The sequence below is a fragment of the Cyanobium sp. LEGE 06143 genome (assembly GCF_015207535.1).
Lineage (GTDB): Bacteria > Cyanobacteriota > Cyanobacteriia > PCC-6307 > Cyanobiaceae > NIES-981.
In genome coordinates, this window is record NZ_JADEWP010000106.1 from 1 (window position 1) to 8,794 (window position 8,794).

An 8,794-nucleotide genomic window follows, 5' to 3' on the forward strand; every position below is an offset into this window, starting at 1 on the left:
CTGCAGGGCCTCCACGGACACCCCGTGGCGTCCGGCAATCACCTCGAGCGTGTCACCCTCCTTCACCGTGACCTGACGCGGCCTGGCGGCCGCCTGGGCCAGGGCGGGCCGGGCTCCGGGCAGCAGCACCGCTGTGGCCAGCACTGTCCCGAGCCCCCCCAGAACCCAGAGGCTGCCGAACAACCCGAACAACAGGGAGGACAACAGGCCAGAGGCCCCAACGGAAGCGAGCTGCCGGCCTGAGCCTGATTCCAGAAAAAACGGGCTTGGTTGCTGGGGTGGGCTTGGTTGCTTTGCTGGGCTTGGCAGCGAGGCTGAGGCTGGCTGCTGGGCTGGGACGTCTCTCACCACCCTGGATCCCTTCGGCTTGGTTCGACCCTAGTGGGGGCAGGGGGACTTGAACCCCCACAACCTCGCGGTCTGCAGATTTTAAGTCTGCTGCGTCTACCGATTCCGCCATGCCCCCGGCAAAGGCACTCTAGATTTGCCCCATCGATGCCACTTCGGCCGTGTCCCTTCTTGGTCTTCTGGGAGCGCTGCCCTCCGGGGTTCTGCCGGTGCTCGCCCTCTACGTCGCCCTCGGCGGGGCCTATCTGGTGGTGATCCCCCTGGCCCTGTACGCCTGGATGGTCAAGCGCTGGACGGTGATGGGCAAAGTGGAGCGCTTCGGGATCTATGGACTGGTGTTCCTGTTCTTCCCTGGGCTGATTCTGTTCGCGCCATTCATCAATCTGCGCATGGCCGGCCAGGCTGCCCGATGACCAAGGGTCAATCCCTGCTGCTCGGGCTGGCGGTGTTCGGCCTCGGGGCCTTGGGCTATGCGCTGTTTCAGGCCAATGGTTTCGAGGGCTTCTCCGCCGGCATCGCCGCGTCGGCCCTGCTGATGGTGCTGGTGGTGGGCTGGACCGCCACCTACCTGCTCAGGGCCCTCAGCGGCAACATGACCTACATGCAGCAGCGCCGCACCTATCGCGAGGCCTACGACGCCGCGACCACCGAGGCGCTGCAACGCAAATTCGATGCCCTCAACCCTGAAGACCAGCTGAGGCTGCTGCGCGACACCGGCCAACTCGGCCCGGAGGCGGAACGGCCCGACTCGGCTCCAGCCTCAGGCGAGACCACGACCGCTGAGACCCTCCACGGCGAGGCATAGGCTCACAGACCAGCCCCTGCCGCCGCTGTGTCCGTCGCCCCAACTCCGATTCAGCAGCGCTTCGATCAGCTGGAGCAGCAGGGTCGCTGTGCCCTGATGCCGTTTCTGATGGCCGGGGATCCGGATCTGGCCACCACCCGGGCCGCCCTGCTGGCCCTCGAGGCGGCCGGCGCCGACCTGGTGGAGCTGGGCATTCCCTACAGCGATCCCCTCGCCGACGGCCCCGTGATTCAGGCGGCTGCCAGCCGGGCCCTGGCGGCCGGCACCACCCCCGCCAGGGTGCTGGAGATGCTGGCCAGCCTGCGCGGCGAGCTCAGGCTGCCGGTGGTGCTGTTCACCTACAGCAATCCACTGCTCAACCGGGGCATGGAGGCCTTCTGCCAGGCCGCCGCGGCCAGCGGTGCCGCCGGCCTGGTGGTGCCGGACCTGCCCCTGGAGGAGGCCGAGAAACTCTCAGGCATCGCCGCCGCCGCCGGGCTTGATCTGGTGCTGCTGGTGGCCCCCACCACCCCGGCCCAACGCATGGCCCGCATTCACCAGGCCAGCCGCGGCTTCACCTATCTGGTCAGTGTCACCGGGGTCACGGGCGTGCGCGCAGGGCTCGAGGCCCGGGTGGGCCCCCTGGTGACCCAGCTCAAGGCGCAGGCAGACACCCCGGTGGCCGTGGGCTTCGGCATCTCCGGGGTGGAGCAGGTGCGCCAGGTGCGCGACTGGGGAGCCAATGGCGCCATCGTGGGCAGTGCCCTGGTGCGGGTGATGGCTGAGGCCCACACCCAGCAGGCCGATGTGGCCGCGGCCGCTGGCCGCTTCTGCGCCGAGCTGCGGGCCGGACTGGACCCCTGAGCTTCTCAAGCGAACCGTGATGCTGTATTCCCCTGCCTGCGACCGCAACGCGGCTCCGATCCTGGCGGTGCTGCGCCAGTGGCTGCCCGCGGGGGGCGCGGTGCTGGAGGTGGGCTCCGGCAGCGGCCAGCACGGGGTGGCCTTCACCAGGCAGTTGGCGCAGCTGATCTGGCAGCCGAGTGAGCGTTCCGAAGGGGTTGGCCCCCTGCAGGAGCGCATCGACGCAGAGGGGGCTGAGCACGCCGCCCCAGGGTCGCGGCTGCTGCCGGCGATGGCGCTCAATGTGCTGGAGGCTCACGCCTGGCCGGCAGGGCCCTACAACGCCGTGTTCAGTGCCAACACCGCCCACATCATGGGCGAGCCCGCCGTGGCGGCCTTTTTCAACGGCAGCGCCGGGGTGCTGGCTCCCGGGGGCCTGCTGCTGCTCTATGGACCCTTCTGCGACAACGGCGTGCACACGGCGGAGAGCAACGCTGCCTTTGATGCCCACCTGCGCAGCATCGACCCCGCCATGGGCGTGCGCGACAGCCGCGCTCTGAATCACCTGGCCAAGGGAAATGGGCTGGAGCCGGTGGCGGATCTGCCCTTACCCGCCAACAACCGCGTGCTGATCTGGGGCCGGCAGCCTTGACCCCCTGGAACGACACCGCGGTGGCGACGGCCCAGGGGGCTCAGAGGTTGTACTTCTTGGCCGTGCGGGCCTTGCAGGTGGTTTTGGCCTGCTCCTGACTGCTGCCGCTCTTCATCTGCTGCACCACGCAGTCGCAGGTGTAGTCGGCCATGCCGGCCGGCGCCGGCTTCCCGGAAGCCTTGACCTCATCATTCACCGCAGCGAGGCAATACTTGCGGATCATGAAATCCATCATGTTGGCTTCGGCTGGCAGCTCAGACACCAGCGCTCCGAAGGCCAGGAACACCAGGGCAGCGGCACGGATCAACATGGTTGGAGAAGGGCGCGATGGTCGTAGTGCTGTCCTATCACCTTGAGGTGGGGCTGAGGGTGGCGTTGGCGCCAGCGCGTTCCGCTTTGTGCACCGGCACCGATAGGGTCGAGGCCCTCCACCACTCCGCCATGGCCCGCTTCGTGCTCTGGGGCACCTACTGCAACGATGCGCTGGACAAGCGCACACCGTTTCGGGAGGAGCATCTCGCCGGGCTCAAACGGCAGAAGCAGGCGGGAACGCTGATCACCCTGGGACCCACCGAAGGCAGCACCCATGTGTTCGGCATCTATGAGGCCGACAGCCGCGAGCAGGTCGAGGCCCTCGTCAAAGGGGACATCTACTGGCGAGAAGGCATCTGGACTGCCGTGGAGATCCATGGCTGGATTCAGGCCTTTTGACCCTGCAGACAAACAGGGATGGGATCAGCTGCGGGGCCAGCCCGCCTGGGCCTGATCCCAGACCCAGGCCGCTACAGCCTGGACGCCGTCCTCGCCGAGCACGTTCGCGTACCCCCCCATCTGGCCCACACCAGCTGCTGCAATCGCAGCAATCGCGGCCTCGGAGGCAACGCCCTGGCGCTCCAGGGCAGCCAGCTTGAGGGTTTTGCCCCGACGCAGAACATTGCCGCCATGGATGTGGCAGCCGGCGCAGTGATTGGCAAACAGCTGAGCTCCGTCGCTGCTGGCCATGGCGGCGTGGGCTGGAGGCACCAGCGCCACCAGAGCGACCCACACCAGCATCGCCACGACCGCAAAGCCCCTGCTGAAAACCTCCTGGAGCCGTTGAGCAGCAGGAGGTCGGATGGAGAGAACACTGGATGGCATCGGCTGAATCACACCTGCTGATCCATCAGGTTGGCACCCCGATGAAAATCAGCAGCAGGGGGAGAACGTCGCCATCCAGACTGGCTCAGCTGCGGCGCTGAGGCAGCCGGCGAAGCATCACTCCTCGTCTTCGTCGGTGGCGCCTGCGGGGATCAGACGGATCTGCTTCCGGCCCAGCTTGATTTCAAACTCATCGCCGGGCTTGAGATCCAGCAGGGCAGTGTAGGCCTTGCCGATCAGCAGATTGCCATTGCCCTGCACGGTGGCGACATAGCTGAGCTTGCGCCCACCTTTGCCGACCTTGCCCGTGCCACCGAGCTCGACGCCCTTGGCTTCGAGCAGGGCTTCATAGAAGGCCGTGAAGTTGAGGCGATCGCCGCCGTCCTTCTTGGTGGAGACGTAACCGCAGGCGCGGACGATCTCCGACTTACTCACGTCACCAAGCTCTTTGACCTTGGCGAGCAGTTCAGATCCAGTGAGCATCGGTCAGGGAGGTGGTAGGGGGAGGTGATAGGGGGAAACTTCCCTCTAAGACTTCTTAAATTTACACCACCGGATGCTGTTGACAAGCTTGCAACTTGAGAATGGTGATCCCAAGCCAATTGGGCGGCCCTCTGTGCCACGGCCACCGCCACCATCAACGAGGTGATAGAACATGCCTTGGGAGGATCGGGTGGATGAACCGCTTACGCATCCTGCGGCCTAGCGACCTGGAACAGTTGCTCCTGCTCTATCGGGACGCCGTGGTCAGCCAGGCTGTTCGGCTCTACAGCCCCGCACAGATTGCAGCCTGGGTTGAGCATTCCTCCCGCAGCAATGGCGTGGCGATCGCCCTGCAGCAGGGCTACGGCTTGGGCAGCCACCCAGTGGATCAACCCAATGAGCTCGAGGCCTTCGGGATTCTCGAACCAGCCGATCGCCTCTCCCTGCTCTACTGCCGCGGCGTGGCCAGCCGACGCGGGCTGGCGAGCACCATTCTCGAACAGTTGGAGGCCCACGCCCGGCGGCATGGCGTCCCCCAGCTGCGCACGGAGGCCAGCCAGCTGTCCCGGCCCCTGCTGCTGAGGCGCGGCTGGCAGGTGGAGGCGGCCGAAACGGTGCAGCTGCAAGGCGTGAGCTTCGAGCGCTGGCGGATGATCAAACCGCTGACCACCGCGCACCTCGGTGCCGCTGCCGCCCGTGGCTGAAGCCCAACTGCAACAGTTTCTGGAGAAGGTGAGGCAACTGAATGCCTTTGTAGAGCTCGCCGAGACAGACCCAGCCCTGCGCCAGGCCTTGAGGGACTGTGAGCACCATCACCAGGTCGTGGAGCTGGCAAGCCGTTGCGGTTTTGAGATTGGGCGCCGCTGGGGAGAGCCGCCCCAACCCGGAGCTGTGAGCACCAACCTGCTGAGCCAGCCCTGCCCACCGCAGGGGGCTGAATCCTGCAGCGTGTTGGTGAGGGGTGAGGGCTGGAGGCTGGAGCGGATTCACTCCTGCGCGGCCACTACGCCGGGCGATCAGTGGTACGACCAGACGGAGCATGAGTGGATCACCCTGGTGCAGGGTTCAGCCCTGCTGCAGTTCGCCGATGAGCCCGGCGCCAGGGCTCTTCAGCAGGGCGACTGGATGCTGATCGCGCCCCACCGGCGCCATCGCGTCGTCGCTACAGATCCTGCCCCCGGCTCCGTCTGGCTCGCACTTTTCTGGAGCGCTTCCTGCGCAGGGTGAGCGAACGCACCAACCAGTAGGCCCCGGCCAGGGCGAGCACGGCGATGCCGAGCCCGGCCAGCAGTTGGGGCTTGCTCTCGGCACCGGCGGGCAACACGATCACCTTCCGGGCCACAGCGGTCATGGCCGTGAGCAGCACCAGCTCGATCTGAACCACGTGGCGGCGCAGATAGGAGGTGATGTTCTGCAGCACCTCCACGGCGATCAGCAGGTTCAGCAGATCGCCCAGCACCCGGTTCAGCTTGTCGCCCAGCCAGGGGGTCTCGGAAACGCTCAGGGCCAACGCCACCTGCCAGATCAACTGCAGGGTGGCCGCCGCCATCACCACGACCAGCACGATGCCGAGCAGCTTGGCCAGCTGCCGCTCGGCGCGGTCGATCACGGACAGGTAGTAGACGTCGTCGAGCAGACGCTGCAGACGCAACACGAGGGGCCGGGACAGGGTTGGCATCCATCAGGCGCCCAACTCTTGCACCACAGGTGGGCCTGGGGCCTGAACACCCCCAAGAACGATGCAGCTCCCGTGGGGAGGCTCAGTTTTCAAACAACTCGAACTGCGGCCTGGCCGGGGTGTCGCCGGCAGGATTTTCCAACTCGGTGTCACAGGTCACCGCTCCATCGGGTGCGGTGACACAGTTGGTGGGCTTCACCCTGGTCGCAGGGCCGACGGAACTGCCTGGACCGAGCAGATAGCCCTCCCGTTGGGCCAGGGCTGCTGGCAGCTCCACCGCTCCCCACGCCAGGCAGAACAGGGCCAGGACCCGGACCATGGACGTGATCATGCGGATGTGACGCGTTGCGCCCACTCTGGCGACAACGACTCAATCGCGCCGTTCAGAGCGGATCTCCTGCAACAACAGATCCAGCTGGCCGAGGGAAGCGCTGCCGTCCTGGGCCGTTGGCGCAGGAACGGTGTCGATGGCCTGATCTTCCAGCTGCCAGCGCTCCTCAATGCCGCAGAGCTGGCCAGCCAGACCCGTGAGCCCCTCACCCGCGTAGGTGTGCTGCAGGGCCTCGAGCAGCACCGGCATCCGGATCGAGCTCGCCTGCAGCGCCCGCCGCAGGTCGGCCTGGGTGCGGCCGCTGTGCCGCAGCCAGTCCTTGAGGAAGGCCTGAAGCTCCTCGAGCTGCTCAGGGCTCAGCGCGGACATGGCAACAGCGAATCACGGCAGGAACGGGACAGCGGGGAACGGGCCAGAAGCTTGACCGATCAGCGTCCCAGCGGGAACCAGCGGTCCAGTCTGCGCTGCGCCCGCATCCTGATGGTTTCGGTGCGGTGGCGACCGCAGATGCCCAGAAGGGCGGTGATGGCCACCAGATCATCACTGAAGCCTGCCACCGGAATGAAATCTGGAATCAGATCCAGGGGCACCAGGAGATAGGTGAGGGCAGCGAGCACCGTGAGCTTGGCCGGCGTGGGGGTGTCCCCATCCAGAAGCATCTCCAGGCATTCCAGAGCCGGCCTGGCAATGCCCCGCCCAGCACGGCGCAGCAGTCTCAGCAGCAGGGCTTCGTCAACGACGGTGCTCTCCAGCACCTCAGCATCAACGGAATTTGACACGTGACATTCAACAGGCCGACCTTGCCATTCTTGACCGAGTCAGGCTTCGACCAGGCCCGTTTCAATGCCGGTTTTCCGCAGTTTGCGCAGGGCGCGCTGCACAACCTGCCGGCAATATTCGCGGCTGCAATCCAGCTGTCGCGCCACTTCCGCCAGGGTGCGCCACTCGTGGCTGCCATCCAGCCCGAAGCGCAGCATCAACACCGTTCGTTCCTTGGGAGTGAGGTTGGAGCGCTCCAGCAACACCCACACCGAGGCACTGCGCTCGGCCAGTTCGGCCCGCTCCATCGGCGCCAGATCCTGACTGGGCAGCACATCCACCAGCTCGGAGGGGTCTGACTTGGACTTCACCACCCCCTGCAGGCTGACGGTGATGCTGCGCAGTTCGCAGCCCATCAGCTCCTCCACTTCAGACAGCGGCAGGTTCATCGCCCTGGCCAGGGCTGGGGCGCCAGGGTTGACGCCATGGCATTGCAGGTAGCGGGCCTTGGCGGCCCTCAGGCGGGTGAGCTTCTCATTCACATTGACGGGGATCCGGATCGTGCGGCTCTGGGTGGAGAGCGCCCGGTTCAGACCCTGCCGGATCCACCAGTAGGCGTAGGTGCTGAAGCGGTTGCCGCGGGTGGGGTCGTACTTCTCCACGGCACGGGTCAGGCCCAGGGTGCCCTCCTGAATCAGATCCAGCAGATCAAGACCCTTGTTCTGGTAGCGCTTGGCCAGGTTCACCACCAGCCGCAGGTTGGCCGTGATCATCTGGTTCTTGGCCCGCTCACCCAGGCGCAGGGCGCGGCGCTCCTGGTCGCTGTACTCACAGGCGGGGCCCTGACCGCCGGCCTCCCGGCAGCGCTCCTGCAACCCGGCCATGGCCTGCACCTTGCGGCCCAGGGTGAGCTCCTGCTCCGGCGAGAGCAGTTGATGGCGACCGATTTCGGCCAGATAGGCGCTCAGGGAGCTTGGCATCAATCGCGGTTTCAGTTCAATGAACCTAAGGAGTTTTTCGGCCAAATGAAGAACCAACGGAAAAGCTTCCAACCTTCCAACTTGCTACACATTTTTAGGAACACTTCATCTTCACCTCCAGCCCCCGGGCTCGCAGCCTGCGGGATGTCACCGTTAAAATCCCGCGGCTGAACAACCCTGGAGTTCACCCCCACATGCCACTGCTGGACTCGCTTCCCGCTGAAGTGCTGCCCCGGGCCGGGGTGGCTTATCTGCATTACCTGAGCTTCATGGTGTGTTTCGGGGCTCTTGTGCTGGAGCGTCGCCTGATCGCCCCAAACCCCAGCCGGGAGAACGCCACCTTGATGGTGATCACGGACATCGTCTACGGCCTGGCGGCCCTGGCGCTCCTGGGCAGCGGCATCCTGCGTGTGTTGTATTACGGACAGGGGAGCGGCTTCTACACCGAGAATCCCCTCTTCTGGTGGAAGGTCGGGGTCTACCTCTCCGTGGGCGCCCTGTCCCTGTATCCAACAGTCACCTACATCCTCTGGGCGATTCCGCTGCGCAAGGGCGAACTGCCCCAGGTGAGTGAGGCCCTGGCCCAACGGCTGTCCTGGATCCTGAACATTGAACTGGCCGGTTTCGCCCTGATCCCCCTGCTGGCCACCCTCATGGCCCGGGGCGTGGGTCTGCCCAGCCAGGGGTTGGGCTGAGACCGCTGAGCAGGATGCATCGCTTGCCGCAACGGCTCCTCCCAGCTGTCCCTGGCGCTCTGGGCCTGGGCCTGCTTGGGCTGGCGATCTCAGCCCCCTTAACC

Annotated in this window: 17 protein-coding genes and 1 tRNA gene; 8 read left to right on the top strand and 10 right to left on the bottom strand. The window is 65.9% G+C overall.

Features of this window, described 5'->3' with window-relative positions:
- Nucleotides 1-204 (bottom strand): LysM domain-containing protein (locus IQ216_RS08585; protein ID WP_193815150.1); only part of this gene is annotated, 204 nt, incomplete at its 3' end.
- 178 nt (nt 205-382) lie between these two features.
- Nucleotides 383-466 (bottom strand) — tRNA-Leu (locus tag IQ216_RS08590).
- 43 nt (nt 467-509) lie between these two features.
- Between IQ216_RS08590 and IQ216_RS08595 the strand changes: the two genes are divergently transcribed.
- The 4 genes from IQ216_RS08595 to IQ216_RS08610 are packed head-to-tail and all read left to right on the top strand — an operon-like array spanning nt 510 to nt 2,627.
- Complete coding sequence (locus IQ216_RS08595; protein ID WP_186699213.1) at nt 510-761, top strand: NAD(P)H-quinone oxidoreductase subunit L; 252 nt, start codon at nt 510-512, stop codon at nt 759-761.
- Nucleotides 758-1,153: a DUF3007 family protein gene (locus tag IQ216_RS08600; RefSeq protein ID WP_193815151.1), complete on the top strand. Its 396-nt coding sequence runs from the start codon at nt 758-760 to the stop codon at nt 1,151-1,153. Before IQ216_RS08595 ends, IQ216_RS08600 begins: the two co-directional genes overlap by 4 nt.
- 27 nt (nt 1,154-1,180) lie before the next feature.
- Entirely contained in the window at nt 1,181-1,996 is an 816-nt protein-coding gene (gene trpA, locus IQ216_RS08605; RefSeq protein WP_193815152.1) for a tryptophan synthase subunit alpha, read from the top strand.
- A gap of 19 nt (nt 1,997-2,015) precedes the next feature.
- Nucleotides 2,016-2,627: a DUF938 domain-containing protein gene (locus tag IQ216_RS08610; protein WP_193815153.1), complete on the top strand. Its 612-nt coding sequence runs from the start codon at nt 2,016-2,018 to the stop codon at nt 2,625-2,627.
- A gap of 40 nt (nt 2,628-2,667) precedes the next feature.
- On the opposite strand, the gene IQ216_RS08615 is transcribed toward IQ216_RS08610, so the two are convergent.
- Complete coding sequence (locus IQ216_RS08615) at nt 2,668-2,934, bottom strand: hypothetical protein (protein ID WP_193815154.1); 267 nt, start codon at nt 2,932-2,934, stop codon at nt 2,668-2,670.
- Nucleotides 2,935-3,068: 134 nt separating this feature from the next.
- Between IQ216_RS08615 and IQ216_RS08620 the strand changes: the two genes are divergently transcribed.
- Nucleotides 3,069-3,338 carry a YciI family protein gene (locus IQ216_RS08620; RefSeq protein ID WP_186700256.1) on the top strand — a complete coding sequence of 90 codons (270 nt, stop codon included), beginning with the start codon at nt 3,069-3,071 and terminating at the stop codon, nt 3,336-3,338.
- 24 nt (nt 3,339-3,362) lie between these two features.
- On the opposite strand, the gene IQ216_RS08625 is transcribed toward IQ216_RS08620, so the two are convergent.
- Both IQ216_RS08625 and IQ216_RS08630 read right to left on the bottom strand, forming a co-directional pair.
- Nucleotides 3,363-3,764: a c-type cytochrome gene (locus IQ216_RS08625; protein WP_370566676.1), complete on the bottom strand. Its 402-nt coding sequence runs from the start codon at nt 3,762-3,764 to the stop codon at nt 3,363-3,365.
- Nucleotides 3,765-3,881: 117 nt separating this feature from the next.
- Nucleotides 3,882-4,247 carry an AbrB family transcriptional regulator gene (locus tag IQ216_RS08630; protein ID WP_186699203.1) on the bottom strand — a complete coding sequence of 122 codons (366 nt, stop codon included), beginning with the start codon at nt 4,245-4,247 and terminating at the stop codon, nt 3,882-3,884.
- Between the two features lie 236 nt (nt 4,248-4,483).
- On the opposite strand from IQ216_RS08630, the gene IQ216_RS08635 reads away from it, so the two are divergent.
- Together IQ216_RS08635 and IQ216_RS08640 are read left to right on the top strand one after the other, a co-directional pair.
- Nucleotides 4,484-4,951 (top strand): GNAT family N-acetyltransferase, encoded by a 468-nt coding sequence (locus IQ216_RS08635; protein WP_228007306.1) that lies wholly within the window; start codon nt 4,484-4,486, stop codon nt 4,949-4,951.
- On the top strand, nt 4,944-5,474 hold the full coding sequence (locus IQ216_RS08640) for a Nif11 domain/cupin domain-containing protein (protein ID WP_193815156.1): 531 nt from the start codon (nt 4,944-4,946) through the stop codon (nt 5,472-5,474). Before IQ216_RS08635 ends, IQ216_RS08640 begins: the two co-directional genes overlap by 8 nt.
- Here the strand turns inward: IQ216_RS08640 and IQ216_RS08645 are convergent.
- The 5 genes from IQ216_RS08645 to IQ216_RS08665 form a co-directional block, all read right to left on the bottom strand.
- Nucleotides 5,410-5,925, bottom strand: coding sequence for a phosphate-starvation-inducible PsiE family protein (locus IQ216_RS08645; RefSeq protein WP_225875803.1), 516 nt, complete (start codon nt 5,923-5,925; stop codon nt 5,410-5,412). The genes IQ216_RS08640 and IQ216_RS08645 overlap by 65 nt on opposite strands.
- 82 nt (nt 5,926-6,007) lie before the next feature.
- Nucleotides 6,008-6,244 (bottom strand): hypothetical protein, encoded by a 237-nt coding sequence (locus IQ216_RS08650; RefSeq protein ID WP_193815157.1) that lies wholly within the window; start codon nt 6,242-6,244, stop codon nt 6,008-6,010.
- Nucleotides 6,245-6,295: 51 nt separating this feature from the next.
- Complete coding sequence (locus tag IQ216_RS08655) at nt 6,296-6,625, bottom strand: hypothetical protein (RefSeq protein WP_193815158.1); 330 nt, start codon at nt 6,623-6,625, stop codon at nt 6,296-6,298.
- 59 nt (nt 6,626-6,684) lie between these two features.
- Nucleotides 6,685-7,035: a YkvA family protein gene (locus IQ216_RS08660; RefSeq protein WP_186699193.1), complete on the bottom strand. Its 351-nt coding sequence runs from the start codon at nt 7,033-7,035 to the stop codon at nt 6,685-6,687.
- A 39-nt stretch (nt 7,036-7,074) separates the two neighbouring features.
- On the bottom strand, nt 7,075-7,995 hold the full coding sequence (locus IQ216_RS08665; protein ID WP_193815159.1) for a sigma-70 family RNA polymerase sigma factor: 921 nt from the start codon (nt 7,993-7,995) through the stop codon (nt 7,075-7,077).
- Nucleotides 7,996-8,189: 194 nt separating this feature from the next.
- On the opposite strand from IQ216_RS08665, the gene IQ216_RS08670 reads away from it, so the two are divergent.
- Nucleotides 8,190-8,690 (top strand): DUF2214 family protein, encoded by a 501-nt coding sequence (locus IQ216_RS08670; RefSeq protein ID WP_186699189.1) that lies wholly within the window; start codon nt 8,190-8,192, stop codon nt 8,688-8,690.
- The last annotated feature ends 104 nt before the right edge of the window (nt 8,691-8,794 follow it).

What these genes read in the sequence shown, in the direction of transcription:
- IQ216_RS08600 (WP_193815151.1), top strand. Translation starts at nt 758, where the DNA reads ATGACCAAGGGTCAATCCCTGCTGCTCGGGCTGGCGGTGTTCGGCCTC.
- IQ216_RS08610 (WP_193815153.1), top strand. Translation starts at nt 2,016, where the DNA reads ATGCTGTATTCCCCTGCCTGCGACCGCAACGCGGCTCCGATCCTGGCG.
- IQ216_RS08620 (WP_186700256.1), top strand. Translation starts at nt 3,069, where the DNA reads ATGGCCCGCTTCGTGCTCTGGGGCACCTACTGCAACGATGCGCTGGAC.
- IQ216_RS08645 (WP_225875803.1), bottom strand. Translation starts at nt 5,925, where the DNA reads ATGCCAACCCTGTCCCGGCCCCTCGTGTTGCGTCTGCAGCGTCTGCTC.
- IQ216_RS08650 (WP_193815157.1), bottom strand. Translation starts at nt 6,244, where the DNA reads ATGGTCCGGGTCCTGGCCCTGTTCTGCCTGGCGTGGGGAGCGGTGGAG.
- IQ216_RS08665 (WP_193815159.1), bottom strand. Translation starts at nt 7,995, where the DNA reads ATGCCAAGCTCCCTGAGCGCCTATCTGGCCGAAATCGGTCGCCATCAA.
- IQ216_RS08630 (WP_186699203.1), bottom strand. Translation starts at nt 4,247, where the DNA reads ATGCTCACTGGATCTGAACTGCTCGCCAAGGTCAAAGAGCTTGGTGAC.
- IQ216_RS08625 (WP_370566676.1), bottom strand. Translation starts at nt 3,764, where the DNA reads ATGCCATCCAGTGTTCTCTCCATCCGACCTCCTGCTGCTCAACGGCTC.
- IQ216_RS08670 (WP_186699189.1), top strand. Translation starts at nt 8,190, where the DNA reads ATGCCACTGCTGGACTCGCTTCCCGCTGAAGTGCTGCCCCGGGCCGGG.
- IQ216_RS08655 (WP_193815158.1), bottom strand. Translation starts at nt 6,625, where the DNA reads ATGTCCGCGCTGAGCCCTGAGCAGCTCGAGGAGCTTCAGGCCTTCCTC.